The sequence below is a fragment of the Piscinibacter sp. PDB1-1 genome (genome assembly GCF_056675995.1).
The window spans coordinates 203350-224187 of the sequence record NZ_JBWVZJ010000002.1; the positions used below are offsets into that span (position 1 = coordinate 203350).

The 20838-nt window shown below is 68.0% G+C and carries 17 protein-coding genes and 1 tRNA gene; 12 read left to right on the plus strand and 6 right to left on the minus strand.

What is annotated here, in order from left to right:
- Nucleotides 1-57 precede the first annotated feature (57 nt).
- From AC1KAR_RS12710 to AC1KAR_RS12725, 4 genes are all read left to right on the plus strand, one after another.
- Nucleotides 58-1242, plus strand: coding sequence for a vWA domain-containing protein (locus tag AC1KAR_RS12710; RefSeq protein WP_480318182.1), 1185 nt, complete (start codon nucleotides 58-60; stop codon nucleotides 1240-1242).
- On the plus strand, nucleotides 1239-3107 hold the full coding sequence (locus tag AC1KAR_RS12715; RefSeq protein WP_480318184.1) for an autotransporter assembly complex protein TamA: 1869 nt from the start codon (nucleotides 1239-1241) through the stop codon (nucleotides 3105-3107). The genes AC1KAR_RS12710 and AC1KAR_RS12715 overlap by 4 nt, the downstream gene beginning before the upstream one ends.
- Complete coding sequence (locus AC1KAR_RS12720; protein WP_480318186.1) at nucleotides 3107-7534, plus strand: translocation/assembly module TamB domain-containing protein; 4428 nt, start codon at nucleotides 3107-3109, stop codon at nucleotides 7532-7534. Before AC1KAR_RS12715 ends, AC1KAR_RS12720 begins: the two co-directional genes overlap by 1 nt.
- 226 nt (nucleotides 7535-7760) lie before the next feature.
- Nucleotides 7761-7835 (plus strand) — tRNA-Arg (locus AC1KAR_RS12725).
- 44 nt (nucleotides 7836-7879) lie between these two features.
- Here the strand turns inward: AC1KAR_RS12725 and AC1KAR_RS12730 are convergent.
- Entirely contained in the window at nucleotides 7880-8365 is a 486-nt protein-coding gene (locus AC1KAR_RS12730) for a MerR family transcriptional regulator (RefSeq protein WP_480318188.1), read from the minus strand.
- 85 nt (nucleotides 8366-8450) lie between these two features.
- Between AC1KAR_RS12730 and AC1KAR_RS12735 the strand changes: the two genes are divergently transcribed.
- On the plus strand, nucleotides 8451-8735 hold the full coding sequence (locus AC1KAR_RS12735) for a hypothetical protein (protein WP_480318190.1): 285 nt from the start codon (nucleotides 8451-8453) through the stop codon (nucleotides 8733-8735).
- Between the two features lie 259 nt (nucleotides 8736-8994).
- Complete coding sequence (locus tag AC1KAR_RS12740; protein ID WP_480318192.1) at nucleotides 8995-9270, plus strand: hypothetical protein; 276 nt, start codon at nucleotides 8995-8997, stop codon at nucleotides 9268-9270.
- Nucleotides 9271-9275: 5 nt separating this feature from the next.
- On the opposite strand, the gene AC1KAR_RS12745 is transcribed toward AC1KAR_RS12740, so the two are convergent.
- From AC1KAR_RS12745 to ccmA, 5 genes are all read right to left on the minus strand, one after another.
- Nucleotides 9276-9824, minus strand: a complete 549-nt coding sequence (locus tag AC1KAR_RS12745) for a carboxymuconolactone decarboxylase family protein (RefSeq protein ID WP_480318194.1) — start codon at nucleotides 9822-9824, stop codon at nucleotides 9276-9278.
- Nucleotides 9825-9940: 116 nt separating this feature from the next.
- Nucleotides 9941-10087: a heme exporter protein CcmD gene (ccmD, locus tag AC1KAR_RS12750; RefSeq protein ID WP_480318196.1), complete on the minus strand. Its 147-nt coding sequence runs from the start codon at nucleotides 10085-10087 to the stop codon at nucleotides 9941-9943.
- Complete coding sequence (ccmC, locus tag AC1KAR_RS12755) at nucleotides 10084-10851, minus strand: heme ABC transporter permease CcmC (RefSeq protein ID WP_480318198.1); 768 nt, start codon at nucleotides 10849-10851, stop codon at nucleotides 10084-10086. Before ccmC ends, ccmD begins: the two co-directional genes overlap by 4 nt.
- 22 nt (nucleotides 10852-10873) lie before the next feature.
- A complete protein-coding gene (ccmB, locus tag AC1KAR_RS12760) occupies nucleotides 10874-11539 on the minus strand; it encodes a heme exporter protein CcmB (RefSeq protein ID WP_480318200.1) in 666 nt (221 codons plus the stop codon).
- On the minus strand, nucleotides 11536-12177 hold the full coding sequence (ccmA, locus tag AC1KAR_RS12765; protein WP_480318202.1) for a cytochrome c biogenesis heme-transporting ATPase CcmA: 642 nt from the start codon (nucleotides 12175-12177) through the stop codon (nucleotides 11536-11538). The genes ccmB and ccmA overlap by 4 nt, the downstream gene beginning before the upstream one ends.
- 91 nt (nucleotides 12178-12268) lie before the next feature.
- Between ccmA and AC1KAR_RS12770 the strand changes: the two genes are divergently transcribed.
- The 6 genes from AC1KAR_RS12770 (at nucleotide 12269) to AC1KAR_RS12795 (ending at nucleotide 20832) form a co-directional block, all read left to right on the plus strand.
- A complete protein-coding gene (locus tag AC1KAR_RS12770) occupies nucleotides 12269-14563 on the plus strand; it encodes an ATP-dependent DNA helicase (protein WP_480318204.1) in 2295 nt (764 codons plus the stop codon).
- Nucleotides 14564-14627: 64 nt separating this feature from the next.
- Complete coding sequence (locus AC1KAR_RS12775; RefSeq protein WP_480318206.1) at nucleotides 14628-14876, plus strand: hypothetical protein; 249 nt, start codon at nucleotides 14628-14630, stop codon at nucleotides 14874-14876.
- Nucleotides 14877-17477 (plus strand): diguanylate cyclase domain-containing protein, encoded by a 2601-nt coding sequence (locus AC1KAR_RS12780; RefSeq protein WP_480318208.1) that lies wholly within the window; start codon nucleotides 14877-14879, stop codon nucleotides 17475-17477. It abuts the gene before it with no gap.
- 133 nt (nucleotides 17478-17610) lie between these two features.
- Complete coding sequence (locus tag AC1KAR_RS12785) at nucleotides 17611-19071, plus strand: S41 family peptidase (protein WP_480318210.1); 1461 nt, start codon at nucleotides 17611-17613, stop codon at nucleotides 19069-19071.
- A gap of 65 nt (nucleotides 19072-19136) precedes the next feature.
- Nucleotides 19137-19892, plus strand: a complete 756-nt coding sequence (locus AC1KAR_RS12790; RefSeq protein WP_480318212.1) for a HesA/MoeB/ThiF family protein — start codon at nucleotides 19137-19139, stop codon at nucleotides 19890-19892.
- Nucleotides 19893-19926: 34 nt separating this feature from the next.
- Entirely contained in the window at nucleotides 19927-20832 is a 906-nt protein-coding gene (locus AC1KAR_RS12795; protein WP_480318214.1) for an LOG family protein, read from the plus strand.
- Nucleotides 20833-20838: the final 6 nt, after the last annotated feature.

Here is a 20838-nt window from a genome sequence, read left to right on the forward strand (position 1 = left end):
CAGCTTTGTCGCCTTGGCGCTCCCCGCGGGCGGACGCCATGCCTCAAAATCCGGCCCATGCTGATCGACTTCTTCTACACCCTACGCGCCGCCAAGCTCAAAGTCTCGGTCAAGGAATACCTGACCCTGCTCGAAGCGATCAAGGAAGGCGTGATCGACGACGATGCGGGCCCGACGGTGGACAAGTTCTACTTTCTCGCGCGCACCGCCTTGGTGAAGGACGAAGCCAACTTCGACAAGTTCGATCGCGCCTTCGCGGCCTACTTCAAGGGCGTCGAGATGCTGGCCGATTTCTCGCAGGACATCCCGCTCGACTGGCTGCGCAAGAAGATGGAGCTCGAACTCAGCCCCGAAGAAAAGGCCGCCATCGACAAGATGGGCTGGGACGAGTTGATGGAAACGCTCAAGAAGCGCTTCGAGGAGCAGAAGGAACGCCACGAAGGCGGCAACCGCATGATCGGCACCGGCGGCACCTCGCCCTTCGGCGCCTACGGCTACAACCCGCAGGGCATTCGCATCGGGCAGGACAAGAGCCGCAACAAGAGCGCGGTGAAGGTCTGGGACCAGCGCCAATTCAAAGACTACGACGACCAACTCGAACTCGGCACGCGCAACATCAAGGTGGCACTGCGCCGCCTGCGCCGCTTCGCGCGCGAGGGCAACGAACTCGAACTCGACCTCGACGACACCATCCACAGCACCGCCGCCAACGCCGGCATGCTCGACATCAAGATGATCCCCGAGCGGCACAACAAGGTGAAAGTGCTGCTGCTGATGGACGTGGGCGGCACGATGGACGAACACATCCACCGCGTGGAAGAACTCTTCTCGGCCACCAAGAGCGAGTTCAAGCACCTGGAGTTCTATTACTTCCACAACTGCGTGTACGACTTCATGTGGAAGAACAATCGCCGCCGCTACAGCGAGAAGTTCTCCACCTGGGACGTCATCCGCAAGTACAACAAGGACTACAAGCTGATCTTCGTGGGCGACGCCACCATGAGCCCCTACGAGATCCTGCAGCCAGGCGGCAGCGTCGAATACAACAACGAGGAAGCCGGCGCCGAATGGCTGCAGCGGCTCACCAACGCCTTCCCCAAGTTCGCCTGGATCAACCCTGAGCCTCAAGGCGTGTGGGGCTACCGCCAGAGCATCTCCGTGATCCAGCAGTTGATGAACCAGCGAATGTTCCCCCTCACCCTCCAAGGCCTCGAAGGGGCCATGCGCCTGCTGAGCAAATGAGGCATCGGGCATCGGCCTGGCGCCTGCCGGGCCTGCTGGCGGTGGTGACCCTGGCCGCTTGCCTGGGCGGCTGCGCGATCTTCAAGAAGGACGACGAGTCCGGCGAAGCCGCCACGGCCGCCGCCGCTGCCGCCTCGGGCCCGACCGACGGCATCTCCTACCGCCTGAACGTGAACGCGCCGGACGACCTGCGCAAACTGCTGGTCGAGAATCTCGATCTCTCGCGCTTCCAGAACGCGCCGCACGCAGGCGGCATCACCGACGCCGAGCTCGTGCGGCTCACCAACGCCTCGCCCGCACAGGCCAAGCAGTTGCTGGAGACCGAGGGGTATTTCAACGCCACCGTCACCGTCGACCGCAGCGACCCCGCGGACAGCACGCCGCTCATCGAGATGCATGTGCAGACCGGGCCGCACGTGACCGTCGATCACTGGGAGCTCACGGTGGAGGGAGAGCTGGCCAAGCGTGCCGACGCCGGCGACCCGGGTGCCAAGGCGCTGATGGCCAGGCTGCACGAGAGCTGGGCCCTGCCCGAGCAAAAGCCGTTCAGCCAGTCGGCCTGGCGCAGCGCCAAGAACAGCGCGCTCGCGCTGCTGCGTGCCGAAGGCTACGCCGTGGCCAGCCTGGCCGACTCGGCCGCCCGCATCGACGTGCGCGACAACAGCGCCACCCTGAACGTGCATCTCGACAGCGGTCCGCTCTTTCACCTGGGCGAGCTGCGCATCGAAGGCGTCAACCACTACGGCGAAACCTCCGTGCGCAACCTGGCGCAGTTCAGCTACGGCACGCCCTACAGCGAGAAGCGCCTGCTCGACTACCAGGAGCGCCTGACCAAGATCGGCCTGTACGACAGCGTGTCGGTCGAGATCGACCCCGACCCGGCCAAGGCCGCCGCCACGCCCGTGACCGTGCGAGTGAAAGAGAAGAAGCAGCAGGAAGCCATCGCGGGCGTCGGCTACAGCGATTCGACGCGTGAACGCTTCACCCTCGAGTACGTGCACCACCGGCCGTTCGGCTTCCCCTTCCAGGCCCGCAACGAACTGAAGCTGGGCCGCACCGAGCGCTCGTGGGAGGGCGACCTGATGGGCGACCCGAACGACGAGATGTACCGCAAGCTCCTGGCCGGCGGCGTCAGCCGGCTCGACACCGACGTCGACTCCACCTTCTCGTGGCATGCGCGGGCCGGCCGCTCGCTCGTCACCGAGCGCATCGACCGCATGATCTACGGCGAGTACCTCTACGTGACGGTCACCAACGCCACGGGCGAACACAACAACCGCGCCTTCTCGGGCAACTACAACTGGACCTGGCGCGAACTCGACAGCGTGCTGCTGCCCACCAAGGGCCTGACGACGATCATCCAGGCCGCCGCAGGCTACTCGCTGTCGAACGACCAGGACAACGGCCCGTTCACGCGGCTGTACACGCGCAACACCTTGTACTGGCCGCTGCCCGGGCAGTTCTACTCGCAGGTTCGGCTCGAACTCGCCGAGGTCTTCGCCAAGCCCAGCGTCGGCATCCCCGACACGCTGCTGTTCCGCGCCGGTGGCGACGACTCCGTGCGCGGCTACGGCTACCGCGACCTGGGCCCCACGCGCGATGGCGTGCTCGTCAGCGGCCGCAAGCTCGTGACCACCAGCCTGGAGATCGCCCGGCCAGTGAGCGACAAGTACCCGTCGATCTGGTGGGCGACCTTCATCGACGCCGGCAATGCGGCCGACGAATGGAGCGAGTTCGACTTCGCGCTCGGCTACGGCGTGGGCGTGCGCTGGCGCAGCCCGGTCGGGCCGCTGCGCATCGACGTGGCGTATGGTGAGAAGGTTCACAAGACCCGGCTGCATTTCAGCGTGGGCATCGCCTTCTGATGAGCGACCCGTCCCTCCCCCCCTCGGACGAGGCTGCGGCAACGCCTGCCGAGCCCGAGCCAACACCGGCGCCCACGCTCGCGCAGCTGCGCGCCCGGCGGCGCATGCGCCGCGCGCTGATCGGCCTGGCGACCGCGGTCGTGGCTATTGCGCTGGTCGCGGCCGCCGTCTCGCTGCTGTTGTGGGCCGCCGGCACGGTGGGCGGCACGGCCTGGGTGCTCGCGCGCCTGTCGAGCGCGGGCATCGGCGTGCAGGTGATCGAGCCGAAGGGCGTGCTGCTGGGTGACCTGAGCGCGCGGCAGGTCATCGTTACCGCGGCGGGCGTGCGCATCGAGATCGATCAGCCGCGCTGGCAGAACATGCGAGCGAGCTACACGCCCTATCCCGCGACCTGGGTGGCGCTGCGCGCCGACGCCCTGAGCGCCGAGCGCGTGACGATCACCGTCACGCCGGCCGTCGATGCCACACCGACCGACGGCAAGCCAAGCACGCTGCCGGCGAGCTTGCGCATGCCGCTCGAGTTGCACATCGATGACTTGCGTGCCGGCGAAGTCCACCTGCCCGGGCTGGAAGGTCGGCCCTTGCGCGACGTGCAAGCCAAGCTCTCGCTCGGCGCTGAACAGGGCACGGTCCACCGCGTCGAAGACCTGAGCGCCCGGCTCGAGCCGCTGTTCATCACGGGCCGTGCCACGCTGGGCGCCGACGCGCCCATGACCCTGGAGGCCGACCTGCACGCCATCCAGGACAGCCCCGCGCTCCCCGACGCCGACCGGTTGCTGCCGACCTGGGCGAAGACGGGGCAGGCCGATTGGCAGGCCCACCTCAGCGCGCACGGCCCGCTAGCGCGCTTTGAAACCAAGGCAGAACTGCGCGGCCAGGGCCAGGCGCTCGACGCGCACGCCATCGTCGCCCCGGCCGATGCCTGGCCCCTGCCCGAACTGCAGGCGGCCACTCAGAACTTCGACCTGTCGGCGCTGATCGAGAAGGCCCCCCGCACCGCCTTGAGCGGCGACGTGCGCATCACGCCCGCAAGCGGTGCGGCCAGCCAACCGGGCGGCGCACCCCGGGCCGTGACGGCCGTCGCCCACCTGACCAACGCCAAGCCGGGCCGGTGGGACGCGCAGCACCTGCCCGTGCGCAGCCTGCAGATCGATCTGCAAGCCCACACCGGCACGGCGCGCAGGTTCGAACTGAGCAATGCCGAAATGGTGCTGTCCGACGGCAACAAGGACGCCGGCACGCTGAAGGCGCAAGGCCACTTCGAAGGCGGCGAGTTGAAACTCGACGCGCAGGTGAGCAGCCTGCACCCGAGCCTGCTCGACCCACACCTCGCGGCCATGACGCTGAGCGGCCCGATCAGCGTGACGGCGCGGCGACTCATGCAGGCGCCCGACGCCAAGGTGCTGCCGATCTTCGATGCACGCGTCGACCTCAAGGGCGTGCTCGACCAATCGGCGCGCGCCGCGCATGTGCACGTCGAGGCCCAGGGGACCGAAGAACTCATCGACGTGAAAGAGATCCGGCTCGCCGCCGGCAGCACCTATGCCACGCTGAAGGGCGAGGCCACGCGCCGGGGCGAGGCGTGGCAGATCACCGGCAAGGCGAAGACGGCCGACTTCGACCCCCGGCCCTGGTTCCCCGCCGGGCCCGGAGCGGGCTGGCAGGCAGGGCTGTACAGCCTCAACCTCACGGGCGATGCAGCCCTGACGCTGCCCGACACGGTCTTCACAACCCCCAGCCACACCATCAACAGCTGGCCGCAGCATCTTGCGGGCCTGCGCGGCCACACCACGCTCGACATCGCCAACACGCAACTCGCCGGCGTGCCCCTCAACGGCAGCGTCAAGCTCGCCCACAACGCGCCGCGCGACCCGTTCAACGCGCGCGCCGAACTCGACCTGGGCGGCAACCAGATGCTGCTCGAGGGTCTGGTCGGCACAGACGCCACCGGCAGCGCCGACCGCTGGACGGCCACCGCCAACGCCTCGGTACTCGGGCGCGTGGCGCCCCTGCTGCAGCTCTTCCTGACGCCCGAACAGGCCCGCACCCTGCTCGACGGCCTGGCCGGCGAGATCAACGCCAGCGCCGAGCTGCGCGGGCGCTGGCCGGCCGTCAGCACGAACGGCAAGGCCACGCTCGCCAACGTACGCGCCGGCGTGTGGAGCGTCGGACAGGCGGACCTGCGCTGGCAAGCAGGCACCGCTCCCGATGCGCCGCTCGACGTGCTGCTCAACATCGGCCAGGCCGCCTGGAGCAAACGCCAGCTCGGCGCAAGCAGCCTCGCACTGACGGGCACACCAGCCGCACATGAACTGCTCGTGCGCGGAGAGCTCAAGGCCGCGCCGCCCATCTGGATGGAGAACCTGCAGGCGCGGCAACGCCCGGCCGTCAAGCCACCCAACTCGCCCGCCGCCAAACCGCCGGCCTCTCAGCCGGCCGGCGCGCGCACCCGCGAGACCGTGGCAACCAGTGCCCCCGCACCGGCCGCGTCGGCCCCGACCACGCGAACGCTCGGCACGCTGAACCTGCGCGGCGGCGTGAGCGGTGGGGTGTTCGCGCCGCCCGCGCGTGGCAACCAGGCGACGCCGCCGCTGGCCTGGAAGGGCCGCGTGCAACTGCTCGATCTGCGCACCACGGACGAAAGCGCCGCACCGCTGCTGGCCATCAAGGACGTGGGCGTGGCGTACGTCGGCGGCGATGCGCCGCGCGTCGACGTGGACGAGGGCAGCGCCAACATCCTCGGCGCCGGCCTGCGCTGGAACCAGCTCGACTGGCAATCGGGCCAGGGCGTGCGCACCCAGCAGCTCGACATGCAGGCCGAACTCGAACCGCTCGACGTGGCCCCGCTGCTGCGCCGACTGCAACCCAGCTTCGGTTGGGGCGGCGACCTGCGCGTGTCCGGCCGCGTCAACATCCGGCAGACCGACACCTTCAGTGCCGACATCGTGCTCGAACGCACCCGTGGCGACCTCACCGTCACCGAAGAGAGCGGCACCCAGGCACTCGGCCTGACCGACCTGCGCATCGGCCTGAACGCGCAGAACGGCGTGTGGAGTTTCAGCGCCGGCCTGGCCGGGCAGCAACTCGGCGTGCTCGGCGGTGCGGTCGTGGTGCGCACCTCGCCGCAACTGGCATGGCCTGCACCCGATGCACCGATCGACGGCGTGATCGAAGCCCAGGTCGCCAGCCTCGGCACCTGGGGCGCGTGGGTGCCCGCCGGCTGGCGGCTCGACGGCAAGCTCAACCTCAGTGCGAGCTTCGGCGGCCGCGTCAACGCGCCCGAGTACACCGGCGCGCTGCGCGGCACCGGGCTCGGCGCACGCAACATCGTCGAAGGCGTGAGCATCACCGACGGCGAGGTCGACATCTCCCTGCGCGGCGACACCGCCCGAATCAACAAGTTCACCGCGCGCGGCGGCGACGGCTCCATCAGCCTCGAAGGCGATGCGCAGCTCGACGATGCCTGGCGTGCACGCCTCAAGCTGGTGGCCGACAAGTTCCAGGCCCTGGGCCGTGTCGACCTGCGCATCGTCACCAGCGGCGAGGCCGAGCTCGTGATCGAGCAAGGCACCGCGCGCGCGAAGGGGCGCTTCGTGGTCGACGAGGGCCTGGTCGACTTCATGCGGCTCAGCTCGCCCAGCCTCGGTGACGACGTCACGGTCGTCGGCCGCACCAACCAGCCCGAAGAGCCGACGTCGCCGGGCTCCACCGGGCTCGACAAGGTCGATCTCAACCTGGTCGTCAACGCGGGCGACAACCTGCGAATGCGCGGCCTGGGCATCGACACCAAACTGCGCGGCGAACTCGCGGTCAGCCTGCCCAACGGCAAGTGGGCGCTCAACGGCAAGGTCAATGCGGTCGACGGCACCTTCGCCAACTACGGCCAGAAGCTCGTCATCGACCGCGGCGTCGTCACCTTCAATGGCGCGCCCACCGACATGTACCTCGACATCGAAGCCACGCGCCCCAACCTTGACGTGCGCGTCGGCGTCACCGTCATCGGCACGCTGGCCAACCTGCGTGTGCGCCTGTTCTCGCAGCCGGTGATGTCGACCAACGAAATGCTCTCGTGGCTCATGCTCGGCCACGCCAGCGACGGACTCGGCCGCTCCGACGCCGCCCTGGTGCAACGCGCCGCGTTCGCACTCCTGGCCGGCGACGACGACGGCGGCCCCGGAGCGATCACCCGCGCGCTCGGCATCGACGACGTCTCCGTGCGGTCGAGCGACGGCACCAACAACGACGAGACCGTCGTCTCGGTCGGCAAGCAGCTCTCCAAGCGCGTGTACCTGGCCTACGAGCAGAACCTCAACACCAGCACCGGCAGCCTGCAGGTCACCTACCGCATCGCCCAGCGCTTCGTGATGCGCCTGCAATCGGGTCTCGACCGCTCCGTCGACCTGATCGGCACTTGGCGGTGGGAATAGAGGCCCCCCAGTCGCTTCGCTCCTGCCCCCAGGGGGCGCCGCCTGGCGGCCCGGCAAAGCCGGTTCCGCGGGCGTGGCTTGATGGATCTCGCGCTGCGCGCTCGCGCACGGGCGAAGCGCCGTGCACTTCGGACCACGCCCAAGGGACGGGTTCCCCGGCCCGATGGGTGGCGCCCCTTGGGGGCAGGAGCGAAGCGACTTGGGGGGCTGTAATAATCCGGCCCCACTCGCCGTAGTTCAATGGATAGAACGGCCGCCTCCTAAGCGGCAAATACAGGTTCGATTCCTGTCGGCGGGACCACGGGCAGTCCAGCGGCACCCCGCTGAGACGGCCCACCGGCTGAGTTAACTCGCCGCCGCCCCGCCGCAGCAGGATTGCGCCGCACCCGTGACAGCGGCAGCGCGGCCAAGGTCCTTCAGGATCGAGCACTTCGGGGCGGGCCCGCCGACACATGCCGCTGTGCACGACGTGACGAAGCGGGCAAGGCTGCGTTCAAGCGCGCGTAGTTCGGTCAGCTTGTTGCGCACGCCATCGAGGTGGCGCTGGGCGATGTCGCGCGCCTCGGCGCAATCGCGCTCTTCGTCTTGCGTCAGCGACAACAGCGCGCGAACCTGCTCGATCGAAAAGCCGTGGTCACGGCAACTGCGGATGAACGTCAGCACCTCCAGCGCGGCAGCGCCATAGACGCGATGCCCGCTCGACTTGCGTTGCGCAGGCGGGATCAACCCGATTTCCTCGTAGTAGCGGATCGTGGGGACCGTGAGCCCCGTGCGCTCGGCCAGCGCGCCGATGGAACTTGTCACCATCGCTGCAGTTTCATTGGATGTCATCGTCAGCCCTTGCATCTCAAGTCACTTGAGGTCCTAGAGTGACTCTATTCCGGAACCCCTTCGGGTAAACATCAAAGGACTGACCATGAAGAAGACCTTGACCGCTGCCGGACTGATAGGCGCGTGCGCGGCGTGTTGCGCGCCGCTCCTCGTTCCCATGCTGGGCAGCGCAGGTTTGGCCGGCCTCGGCACGGCGGGCGTGCTTGCTGGGGTTCCGCTGGAGGCCATCGCCTGCATCGGGCTCCCCGTGGCCGCGCTGACGGGCTTCGCGGCGTGGGCGTATTGGCGTCGCCGCGCCGATATGACGAACGCATGCGCATGCGAGTCGTCATGCAGCACCACCACCTGCGCCTCCACCGGCACGTCATGAATCAACTGGTGGCAACGTCGAGGCACGCGCACCCTGGCGGGCGGCCACCTTGGCGCCCTGCAAGTTCTACCGCCGCACCGCTCGCACGCCGGTCCGCCCGGGCCTGAGCTCCTCACACGCGCTTGCAACTTTTTCAATACCTTCTGTGTGGCTCCGGTACTCAGGGCATTCGCTGTACGTCTCCCCTCTCAAGCCCTAGATTGGTCGGTCGCGCGCTCGCGCGATTGCTTTCAGTCCAGCTGTTTCGGAAGGAACGCGAATGTCTCGCCACAAGGGCTCTCCCAAGCCCAAGCGTCTCGTGTGGCGCATCTCGGATCACGCGCCCTTGGGTGAATGGGTCGATCCGGCCAAACCGGTTGAACAACCCAAGAAGGAAAGGGACCTGCCCGAGGTCTCGTCGGGCGGGTGGCTGCGTTCGTCCTTCGACTTGCTCAACGGAGTCGACGTGAACGACGGCCCGAACACCGTGCCTGACGATCTCTTCGACGAGCTCTTTCCGCCGTCGCGCGGCGACGGCAAGTCATCCGGGCACTGAGCGGTTCAGCCCCGCTCGCCCAGAGGCGGCACGGGCGGAAAGTCGAGCGGCACCTGCAGGGCCACCGTCACGCAGTTGGCATACAGATTGAGGCCGACGAGCGCCACGATCTCCACCAGCTCACCATCGCTGAAGCCGGCGTCGCGCAGCGCCAGCACGTCGGCATGCGACACATGGCCCCGCCGTTCGACGAGCGCGCCCGCAAAGGCCAGCGCCGCGGCGGCTCGCCCATCACGCGCCCGCCCATGCCGGGCGTCTGCCAGGGCCTCGGCGTCGAGCCCCGCCTTGCGGCCGAATGCCGTGTGCGCCGACAAGCAGTAGGCGCAGGCATTGCGCTGCGCGACGGCGATCGCGATCTGCTCACGCAGCGCGGGCGGCAACAAGCCGCGGTTCAGGGCGCGAAACGAAGCCCACAGGCTCTGCAAGGCAGCCGGCGAATGCGCGACGGCCTTGAACATCGACGAGGTGGCACCGACGGCACCGTGGATCTCGGCCAGCAGCGCGCGGCTGGCGGGCTCGGCACCGGCGGCGTCGAGCAGGGGAACGAGGGGCATGTGGATCTCCGGGTGGTTGGGTCAGCGCCTTGATCGGCGCAGACCCAGTGTGATCACCCGGGGCGCTGCAATGTGCCCAGCGCGTCCAGCGTTGTTGCCTCAGCGTCCAGGCCGATTCAGTTTGCGCTCAACGCCCGGCGGCGCCGGCGGATCGCCAAGACCGGCTCGATGAGCATGAAGGCCGCCGTCATGGCGTACGAACCCCACACATAGAGGCCGTAGCCCCCCATGGCGAAGAACTCCGAAGCACTGTTCCAGTTCATGCGCGGCCTTCCTGTGTTGTGAGTTCGGCGGGCTTGAGATCCTTCACCCACTCGGCGTGCCGCTCGCGCTCGAGGATGACCGCGCGCGTACGCGTGAACACCACCGCAAACGCGTAAGCCCAGAAGGCCAGCGTCATCAGCAGCATGGCGGTGAGCATGGTGCTCGCCATCTTGGGAGCGGCGGTGGCGCTGATGGTGGCGCCCTGGTGCAGCGTGTTCCACCACTTCACCGAGAAGTAGATGATGGGTACGTTGATGGCGCCGACGATCGCGATCAGCGCGCCGGCGTTGTCGGCGCGGCGTGTGTCGTCGATGGCTTCCACGAGCGCGATGTAGCCCAGGTAGAGAAACAGCAGGATCAGCTCGGACGTGAGCCGCGCATCCCACACCCACCAGGTGCCCCAGGTCGGCTTGCCCCAGAAGGCGCCCGTCCACAGCGCCAGAAACGTGAACATCGCCCCGGTTGGTGCGATGGCGCGCGCCACCATGGAGGCCAGGCGCACATTGAAGGCCCAGCCGATGGCGGCCCAGAAGGCCATCACCAGGTAGAGCACCATCGACATCCAGGCAGCAGGCACGTGGATGAAGATGATTCGGTAGGCCTCGCCCTGTGTCGCGTCGGTCGGTGCCACGAAGAAGCCGATGTACAGGCCCCACAGGCTGAGCGCTATCGCGGCCACCCAGAACCAGGGCGTCAACGCGCCGGCCAGCTTGTAGAAGCGTGACGGCGCAGCAAAGGTGTACAGGCGCAGGGGCGAGTTCATGGCGATTGGGTCTCGGGAGTCGTCATTCCGTGGAGATGCGCAGGGCCGCCGCGGTGGCCCAGGGTGCGAGCAATGTAGTCACGATGAGCAGTGCACCCAGCAACGAATAGTGTCCCGCGGCCGAGATGCCCGACATCACCGCCCCGACCGCGCCGGTTCCGAAGATCAGCGTCGGGATGCACAAGGGCAGGATGAGCAGGATCAGCAACACCCCGCCGCTGCGCAGACCGAGCGTGAGCGCTGCGCCCACACCGCCCAGCAGACTCAGGATGGGCGTGCCCAGCAGCAGGCCGGCCACGAGCGCGGCGATGGCGTCGCCAGGCATGTCGAACAACAGGCCGAAGAGCGGCGCCACCACGATGAGCGGCAGGCCGGTCAACAACCAGTGCGCCAAGGCCTTGGCCGCGGCCAGGCCGACGGCCGATTCACCGCTCAGCAGCATCTGTTCGAGGGAACCGTCTGCGTGGTCGGTGGCATACAGCTGCGTCACCGACAGCATCGCCGCGAGCAGCGCGCACACCCACACGACACCCGGCGCAATCTGGCGCAGCAAGGCCGGCTCCGGGCTCACGCCCAGCGGGAACAGACTCGCAGCCACGACGAAGAAGGCGATCGGCAGCAGCGCCTCGACACGTCGGCGCGCAGCCAGGCGCAGGTCGCGTGCGAGCACGGCCACGAAGGCGCTCATGGCGCGGCCCCTTCGGCTGCGGCTGTTTCGTCGAGTTGCACGACCACGGGCACAGGCTGCGCCAGCGTGATCGCCTGGTGGCTCGTCAGCACCACACTGCCGCCGCGCCGGGCGTGCCGGGCGAGCAACTCATTGAGGGTGGCGATGCCTTCGGTGTCGAGCGCGTCGAAAGGCTCGTCGAGGATCCACAGCGCCGGTTGCGCATCGAGCGCCAGCCGGGCGAGCGCAACTCGGCGGCGCTGACCCTGCGAGAGCGTTCGCACGAAGGCATGGCGCTTGTGGGCGATGCCGAACTGCTGCATGGCGGCCAGGAGTGCCGCGTCACCATCGTCGCGGCCATGCAGCTTGGCGAGAAAGCGCAACGACTCGAGGGCCGTGAGGTCGTCCTTCAGCGCGTTGGCATGCGCCACGTACACCCGCTGGTGCGGCGTGCCACCCCAGTGCAGCTCACCCGCCTCGGGCGTGGACAAGCCGGCGAGCAGCCGCAACAGGCTGGTCTTGCCGCGCCCGTTGGCACCACGCAGCCACACCACCTGCCCCGGCGCCACATCGACGTGCAGGCCCTTGAACAGAATGCGATCGCCGCGGCGGCAGGCCAGGTCGATCACTTGGAGTGTGGGCAGGGCGGGCGTCGGCATGATTCAGGGCCGCATTGTCTGTCAGGCGATGCGCCGCCCGATCAGCGGGCCGCGTACGATGCCGCTCGGCACCCCGCCATTGCATTACCCCGTGAGCACCCCCCCGCCTTACGTCGTCGCCGTGCGCGCGCTGTGCGAGTTCACCGCCAAGGCGGGCGACCTCGACCTGCGTTTCACGCCTGCCCCCACGGCCCAGGAAGGACAGGCCGGGCACGCCGTCGTCACCTCGCGGCGGCGCGGGGAGCACTATGAACCCGAGCTGACCCTGGCCGGCACGTACAAGAGCCTGAGCGTGCGCGGCCGCGCCGATGGCTACGACGCCGCCTGCAACCGCCTCGAAGAGGTCAAGACGCACCGCGGCGATCTCGCCCGGATGCCCGCCAACCACCGCGCGCTGCACTGGGCGCAGGCCAAGGTCTACGCGTGGCTGCTGTGCGAACAACGCGGCCAGGCCGAGATGGACGTCGCACTCGTCTACTTCGACGTCGCCACCCAGAAGGAGACCACGCTGCGCGAGCTGCACAGTGCCGAGGCGCTGCGCCGGCACTTCGAGCAACAGTGCGAGCGCTTCTTGCAATGGGCAGAACAGGAACGCACGCACCGGGCACAGCGCGACGCGGCGCTCGCGGCGCTGCGCTTTCCGCATGCGAGCTTTCGCGCCGGGCAGCGCGAGTTGGCCGAGGCGGTCTACCGCGCCACCACCCGCGGCCGCTGCCTGATGGCGCAGGCGCCCACCGGCATCGGCAAGACGGTGGGCACCCTTTTCCCGATGCTCAAGGCGATGCCCGGGCAGGGGCTGGACAAGGTCTTCTTCCTGACGGCCAAGACCTCCGGCCGGCAACTCGCACTCGATGCCGCGGAGCGCATCGACCCCTCGGGCAAGACCCTGCGCGTGCTGGAGCTGGTGGCGCGCGACAAGGCCTGCGAACACCCCGACAAGGCCTGCCACGGCGAGTCGTGCCCGCTGGCGCGCGGCTTCTACGACCGCCTGCCCGCGGCGCGCGCGGCCGCCATCGCGTACGGCCGCCTCGGCAAGGCGGCGCTGCGCGAGCTGGCCTTGCAGCATGAGGTCTGCCCCTACTACCTGAGCCAGGAGCTCGCGCGCTGGTGCGATGTGGTCGTCGGCGACTACAACTACTACTTCGACCTGAGCGCGTTGCTGCATGGCCTGGTGCAGACCAACCAGTGGCGCGTGGGCGTACTGGTCGACGAAGCGCACAACCTGGTCGAGCGTGCCCGGGCGATGTACTCGGCCGAGCTCGACCCCGCCGGCTTCTCGGCCGCTCGCCGCAGCGCGCCGCCGGCCCTCAAGTCGCCGCTGGGCCGCCTGAACCGGGCCTGGAACGCCCTGGCCAAGTCACAGGCCGAGCCGTACACCGTGCACCCCGAGGTGCCCGAGGCCTTCAGCGGTGCACTGCAACGCACCACCTCGGCCATCGCCGAGTACTTTGCGGAGCACCCGACCGCCGTCCTCCCCGAGTTGCTGGCGTTCCACTTCGACGCGCTGCACTTCCAGCGCGTGCTGGAGCTGTTCGATGCGAACTCGCTGTTCGACATTCATCTCGGCCCGCGCAGCAAGGCACTGCTGTGCCTGCGCAACGTGGTGCCCGCGCAGCACCTGCGCCCGCGCCTCCAGGCAGCGCATTCGGTGACGCTGTTCTCGGCCACGCTCACCCCGCAGCGCTACTACACCGACACGCTGGGCCTGCCCGACGACAGCGCCTGGGTCGACGTGCCCACGCCCTACTCGCCCGAGCAGCTCAGCGTGCGCGTGATCGACCACATCTCCACCCGCTACCAGCACCGCGAGGCCTCGCTGGCGCCCTTGGCCGAACTGATCGCCCGCCAGTACGCCGCACAGCCCGGCAACTACCTCGCCTTCTTCAGCAGCTACGACTACCTGCAACGAGCCCTGGCCCTGGTGCGCGACCACGCCCCGGGCGTGCCGGTCTGGGAGCAATCGCGCCGCATGGGCGAGGCCGAGCGCGAGGCGTTCCTGGCGCGCTTCACGCCCGAGAGCCGCGGCATCGGGTTCGCCGTGCTGGGCGGCTCGTTCGCCGAGGGCATCGACCTGCCGGGGCGGCGGCTGATCGGCGCCTTCATTGCCACGCTCGGCCTGCCGCAGCTCAACCCGGTCAACGAGCAGATCAAGCAGCGCCTGGGCGAGCATTTCGGCACAGGCAGCGCCTACGACTACGCCTACCTCTACCCTGGGCTGCAAAAGGTGGTGCAGGCCGCAGGCCGCGTCATCCGGGGCCCGGACGACCGGGGCGTTGTCTGCCTGATCGACGACCGCTACGCCCAGCCCCGTGTGCGACGGCTTCTGCCCGGGTGGTGGCAAATCGCACGAACTGAACCCGAAGTACCGGCCACATCCGGCGTGTAACCGAATGCGCTTCCGTTAATGTGCGCGCATGTTTGCGTTCACTTTGCATCGCAGGAGGTAGGCCGTGATTTCGCTGATTGCCTTCGTCGTGACGGCCTACGGGATGAACCCGTACGTCGTGGCGACCTTCAACTCGACCCTGGCCTGCGAATCGGCCCGCTCGGCCATCATCTCTGCCGCGCTGGAGCAAAACGTGAACGGCACCAGCACCTACGCCTTGGCGCCCAAGACGCTCAAGTGCATCGCCACCCCGGGCATCGTGGCCGGCGGCACCCGGCCGCCTGAAGCGAGCCCCCGCCAGGGACGAAAGTAAATGGTCGAGGCGGTGCCAGCCCACCGGGGGCGCTTGCGCCATCGGGTGCAGGCGCTTGGCCCGCTTCTGGTGGCGCTCACCGTGCTCGCCCTGCTGTGGACGGTGGTGCTGGTGTCCTCGCGCATCCAGCAGGAGCGCATGGAAGAGTCCAATCGGGCCAGCCTGCGCCTGATCAACAACGCCGCGGTTCAACAGACGCGCGCGCTGATCCACGGCATCGACGGCAAGCTGCAGGTGGTCGACCACTGGCTGCAGACTCACCCCCATACCAACCTGGCAGATGACAGCGGGTTCACGGACCTGATCGCCCTGCTCGACGATCCGGGGCACCGGCTGATCCGCATGGCCCTGGCGTCGGGCGACGGCAAGGCGATCGGTGCGCCACCGCAACACGCCTGGCTGACTGCCATGCCTGCCGTCACCTGGGCCGGCCCCGGGCGGCTGCACATCGGCACACCGGTTCGCAGCGCACCCGACCAGCCATGGCGCTGGCCGATCACGCGGCAGTTCGCGCGGCCTGTCGGCCAAGTGGCGGGCGCCGTGGCCTGGGTCGACGTGGCGAGCTTGAGCGCCTTGCAAGACGGCCTGCGCGACACCGCCGCCGGTGCCATCACGCTCACCCGCAGCGATGGCGTGGCCATCATGCGCACGCCGCACATCGAGCGGCTGATGGGGCTCGACCTGCGCAAGCGCGGCCCGGGTGTTCTTCGACCGGCGAGCGCGCCCCAGGGCATGTTCGCCTACGACGGCGCGCAGACCGACGGCACCGACCGGATCGTCAGCTACGAACGCCTGGGCGACTACCCGGTGACGGTGCTGGTGTCGCAAGGCGTCAACGAGGCACTCGCCACCTTCCATGCGCGCCGCCAGGTGCTCTACATGGGCCTGCTGGCGATGACGATTTTCGCCATCATCTACTCGGTTCTGCTCGCTCGCAGCCAGCGCGCCGCACGCCAGGGGCGCGCCGAGTTCGCCGCGCTGAGCGATGCGTTCCCGCTGGGCATCTTCCGTACCGATCTGAACGGCGAAACCACCTACGCCAACGACGCCTACTTCCAGAAGACCGGCCTCACCCGAGAGCGCATGGCCTGGGGCTGGAACGAGATCGTCCGGCCCGATGGCCAGGGCGACCTGCTGGAGGCATGGCGCAAGTCCGTGCGCGCCGGCCGGCCGCTCAAGAACGCCCTGCGCATCCGCCACGCCGGCACCGGCGAAGAAGCCGTGATGTCGGTGCGCACCGCGCCGCTTCATGTGGACGGTCGCCTGGTCGGCGTGGTCGGCTCGCTCGAAGACGTGACCGACCGCATCCAGGAGCAACGCGCCCAGCGCATGCTCACGGCCATCTCGGAACAAAGCACCGACGTGGTGGCCCAGATCGCCCCCGACGGCCGCCTGCTGTACCTCAACCCGGCCGGCCGGGCGCGGCTGATGCTCAAGCATGGCGACGCGATCGACACCCTGCACTTCGAGCACCTGACGCCGGAAAGCCGCATGGCCCAGGTGCGCGACGTGATCATCCCGGCCGCGCTGGAGAGCGGCGTGTGGGTCGGCGAGACCGCGGTGCTCGGGGGCGATGGCCATGAGATCCCGGTGAGCGAGATGCTCATCGTCCACCGCGACGCTCAGAACCGAGTCGAGGCGTTCTCGGCGGTGATGCGCGACATCACTTTCGACCTGCAAGCCCGCATGGAGCTGCAACGCAGCGACTCGATCCTCAACGTGGTCGCTTCGACACTGCCCGCCATGGTGGCGGTGGTCGATCGCGATCAGCGCTATCTTTTCACCAACGATGCGTTCGACCGCTGGGTGAAGCGGCCCAAGGAAAGCCTCGTGGGCCAGAGCGTGGCCAGCGTGATCGGAGAGCGCGAATACGCCCGCCGCCAACTGCACATCGAAGCCGCGCTCGCCGGCCACCGCACCATGTTCGAAGCCGAGCTGGGCGGTCGCGCAGGCTCCAGGTTCTACGAGACGACGTACGTGCCGTTCCTCAACGCCGCGGGCGAGGTCGCCGGTTTCGTGGCCTTGTCGCAAGACATCACCACGCACCGCCTGGAGCAACTCAAGCTGCTCGATGCGTCACAGACCGACGCGCTGACCGGCATGCTGAACCGCGCCGGGTTCGACCAGCGCATCCACCTGGCCGTCGAGCACGCACGGCAGAACCAGCACACCCTTGCGCTGCTGTGCATCGACCTGGACGGCTTCAAGCCGGTGAACGATCAGCACGGCCATGCCGCGGGCGACGCCCTGCTCACGGCCGTTGCGGGCCGCCTCAAGCGGGTGCTGCGCCCCTCCGACATCCTGGGCCGGCTCGGCGGGGATGAATTTGCGGTCGTCCTGCCGGCGATCAAGAAGGCCGAGGACGCCTCGGTGGTCGCGCGCAAGATCGTCGAGACCCTGTGCGCGCCTTTCAAGATCGACCACAAGACGGTCCATATCGGTGCAAGCGTGGGTGTTGCTCTTGCGGCCAACGGGCAAGACAGCGTGGCCACGCTCATGCAGCGCGCCGATGCGGCGCTCTATCAGGCCAAGCGGTCCGGTCGCGGGCGCTTCGAGCTGGCGCACGACAACAACGCAATCCCGAGTGCCACGACAGGGTAAGCCGGGCTTTCAGGCTTTGAACTTGTGCTGAAAAAGGCTTGAAACTAAAGCCCCACGCGGCCCTCCAAGCGGGGTCGCAGTTTTATACTGGAATAGCGTGAAATCTCCGTATCAGGCAGGAAGCAGGACGTATATGGGCGCCAAACTCAAAGTTGCCGGCTGGGTCTCCTTGGGAGCCGTCGCTGGTGCCCTCGCGACCATGCAGTTGCAGGCCACGGCCAGCAACCCGGTCACGCCCTTGCCACTCGAAGAGCTGCAGCAACTCGCCAAGGTCTTCGACGTAATCAAGAGCACCTACGTCGATCCGGTCGACGAGAAGAAGCTCATCACCGACGCCATCGGCGGCATGGTGAGCGGCCTCGACCCGCATTCGCAGTACTTCGACAAGAAGGGCGTGCGCGAGTTCAGCGAAGGCATCACCGGCAAGTTTGTCGGCGTGGGCATCGAGATCGGCATGGAAGACGGCCTGGTCAAGGTGCAGACCCCGATCGAAGGCTCGCCCGCCTTCCGCGCCGGCATCAAGAGCGGCGACCTCATCACCAAGATCGACGACACCGCCGTCAAGGGCCTGTCGCTCGACCAGGCGGTCAAGCGCATGCGTGGCGAGCGCAACACCAAGGTCGAGCTGACCATCTTCCGCAAGAGCGAGAGCCGCAGCTTCCCGGTGACGATCGTGCGCGAGGAGATCCGCACGCAGAGCGTGCGCTCCAAGATGATCGAGCCCGGCTACGCCTGGCTGCGCGTGAGCCAGTTCCAGGAGCGCACCGTTCAAGACTTCGCGACCAAGCTCGAAGAGTTCTACAAGCAGGACCCCAACCTGAAGGGCCTGGTGCTCGACCTGCGCAACGACCCGGGCGGCGCGCTCGAGGCCTCCATTGCCATCTCGGCCGCCTTCCTGCCCAAGGACTCGCTGGTCGTCTCGATCAAGGGCCAGACGCAAAAGGCCGAATCCAAGGCCCGCCCCTTCGACTACATGCGCGACAACGGCCCCGATCCGCTGCGCAAGCTGCCCGAAGCGGTTAAGAAGGTGCCGATGATCGTGCTGGTGAACGAAGGCTCGGCCTCGGCCAGCGAGATCGTCGCCGGTGCCCTGCAAGACCATCAACGCGCCATCATCATGGGCGCACAGACCTTCGGCAAGGGTTCGGTGCAAAGCGCCATCTGCCTGAACGAGCGTGTGCGCCTCGATGCCTGCCCGAGCGCGGCCATCAAGATCACCACGGCGCGCTACTACACGCCGAGCGGACGCTCGATCCAGGCCAAGGGCATCGTGCCCGACGTGATGCTCGACGAAACCGCCGAAGGCAATGTCTTCGCCGCGCTGCGCATGCGCGAAGCCGATCTCGACAAGCATCTGGCCAGCGGCCAGGGCGGTGAAGAGAAGGACCCGGCCCGTGAGAAGGCACGCGAAGAAGCGCGCAAGAAGCTCGAAGCCGAACTGGCCAAGAACACCGCCGCGCCCAAGCCACTGCCCGAGTTCGGCAGCGCCGAGGACTTCCAGCTCGCCCAGGCGCTCAATCGCCTGAAAGGCAAGCCGGTGATGGTTTCCAAGAGCGCGGTCGAGCGCAAGCCCGACACGCCTTCGGCGAACTGATCGCCGCACCCGCAGCCTGCGCAACGCCCGTGTGTCCCACGGGCGTTTGCATTTGAACGACTCGGATGAACGACAACCAGCTGCTGCGCTACTCGCGCCACATCCTCCTCGACGAACTCGGCATCGAAGGCCAGCAGCGCCTGCTCGCGTCGCACGCTCTGGTGATCGGTGCCGGTGGCTTGGGTTCGCCCGTGGCGCTGTACCTGGGCACGGCCGGCGTCGGCCGCATCACGATCGTCGACAACGACGTGGTGGACCTCACCAACCTGCAGCGGCAGATTGCGCACGACATGTCGCGCGTCGGGCAACCCAAGGCGGCGTCGGCTGCGCAGTCGATCCGCGAGATCAACCCCGAGGTTGAGGTCGTGGCGCTCCAGGAGCGTGTCGATGCCGCGCGGCTGCGTGCGCTCGTGGCCGAGGCCGATGTGGTGATCGACTGCTGCGACAACTTCACCACGCGCCATGCCGTGAACGCCGCCTGCGTGCACCACCGCAAGCCGCTGGTGTCGGGCGCCGCCATCGGCTTCGATGCGCAGATCTCGGTCTATGACACACGCGCAGACGATTCGCCCTGCTACGCCTGCCTGTTCCCGCCTGATGCTGCATTCGAGGAAGCACGCTGCGCCACGATGGGCGTGTTTGCACCGTTGGTGGGCATCGTCGGCAGCGTGCAGGCCGCCGAAGCGCTCAAGCTGCTGGCGGGCATCGGCAGCTCGCTCGCGGGGCGGCTGCAGATGCTCGACGCACGCTCGATGGAGTGGACGCAGATCCGCATCGTGCGCAGCCCGGATTGCCCTGTGTGCGCAGCCACCAAGGGCTGAACAATCGACAGGAACAAGCGGTAAGCTGCGCCTCATGGACAAGCGCACCGACCTCACCGCACGAAATTTCCCGCCGGCCAAGAAAGAGGCCGAAGCCCAGGGCCCCACCCCGTCGCTCTACGACGGCCCCGAGAGCGCCTATCACCTCGCGTTCACCGACAACAAGTTCCTGTTGCGCGATGAACTGCGCCCGGTGCGCATGCAGCTCGAACTGCTCAAACCCGAGTTGATTCAGGCCGAACTCGGCATTGAATCGACCATCGTGATCTTCGGCAGCGCGCGCATCGTGTCGACTGACGTGGCGCAACGCATGCTGGACGACGCCAAGTCGGCCAACAACGAGACAGCCATCCGCATCGCGGAGAACCACATGCGCATGTCGCGCTTCTACGAAGAAGCGCGCCGCTTCGCGGCCCTGGTGACGCAGCGTTCGGCCCAGCTCTCCACGCCGCTTTACGTCGTCACCGGGGGCGGGCCCGGCATCATGGAAGCGGGCAACCGCGGCGCGCACGAGGTGGGCGGCCGCAGCATCGGCCTGAACATCGTGCTGCCGCACGAGCAAGCGCCCAACCCGTACATCACGCCGGAGCTGTGCTTCCAGTTCCACTACTTCGGCTTGCGCAAGATGCACTTCCTGATGCGGTCGATCGCATTGCTGTGCTTCCCCGGCGGCTTCGGCACGCTCGACGAGATGTTCGAGGTGCTCACCCTCATGCAGACGGGCAAGTGCCGCCGCCGCCCGATCCTGCTGTTCGGGCGCGAGTTCTGGACCAAGCTGATCAACTTCGACGTGCTGGTCGACACCGGCATGATCAGCGCCGTCGATCTGCAACTCTTTCGCTTTGTCGAGACCGCCGATGAAGCCTGGCAGGCCCTCGAAGCCGAGTACGGCCTCGGCTTTCCGCGCGCCGACCTGGGCGACATGGGCGCCATCGACTGAGGTCTG

Bases quoted from the DNA above. Each gene is read 5' to 3' on its own strand.
- AC1KAR_RS12710 (WP_480318182.1), top strand. From the start codon at position 58: ATGCTGATCGACTTCTTCTACACCCTACGCGCCGCCAAGCTCAAAGTC.
- AC1KAR_RS12715 (WP_480318184.1), top strand. From the start codon at position 1,239: ATGAGGCATCGGGCATCGGCCTGGCGCCTGCCGGGCCTGCTGGCGGTG.
- AC1KAR_RS12720 (WP_480318186.1), top strand. From the start codon at position 3,107: ATGAGCGACCCGTCCCTCCCCCCCTCGGACGAGGCTGCGGCAACGCCT.
- AC1KAR_RS12730 (WP_480318188.1), bottom strand. From the start codon at position 8,365: ATGACATCCAATGAAACTGCAGCGATGGTGACAAGTTCCATCGGCGCG.
- AC1KAR_RS12735 (WP_480318190.1), top strand. From the start codon at position 8,451: ATGAAGAAGACCTTGACCGCTGCCGGACTGATAGGCGCGTGCGCGGCG.
- AC1KAR_RS12740 (WP_480318192.1), top strand. From the start codon at position 8,995: ATGTCTCGCCACAAGGGCTCTCCCAAGCCCAAGCGTCTCGTGTGGCGC.
- AC1KAR_RS12745 (WP_480318194.1), bottom strand. From the start codon at position 9,824: ATGCCCCTCGTTCCCCTGCTCGACGCCGCCGGTGCCGAGCCCGCCAGC.
- ccmD (WP_480318196.1), bottom strand. From the start codon at position 10,087: ATGAACTGGAACAGTGCTTCGGAGTTCTTCGCCATGGGGGGCTACGGC.
- ccmC (WP_480318198.1), bottom strand. From the start codon at position 10,851: ATGAACTCGCCCCTGCGCCTGTACACCTTTGCTGCGCCGTCACGCTTC.
- ccmB (WP_480318200.1), bottom strand. From the start codon at position 11,539: ATGAGCGCCTTCGTGGCCGTGCTCGCACGCGACCTGCGCCTGGCTGCG.
- ccmA (WP_480318202.1), bottom strand. From the start codon at position 12,177: ATGCCGACGCCCGCCCTGCCCACACTCCAAGTGATCGACCTGGCCTGC.
- AC1KAR_RS12780 (WP_480318208.1), top strand. From the start codon at position 14,877: ATGGTCGAGGCGGTGCCAGCCCACCGGGGGCGCTTGCGCCATCGGGTG.
- AC1KAR_RS12785 (WP_480318210.1), top strand. From the start codon at position 17,611: ATGGGCGCCAAACTCAAAGTTGCCGGCTGGGTCTCCTTGGGAGCCGTC.
- AC1KAR_RS12790 (WP_480318212.1), top strand. From the start codon at position 19,137: ATGAACGACAACCAGCTGCTGCGCTACTCGCGCCACATCCTCCTCGAC.
- AC1KAR_RS12795 (WP_480318214.1), top strand. From the start codon at position 19,927: ATGGACAAGCGCACCGACCTCACCGCACGAAATTTCCCGCCGGCCAAG.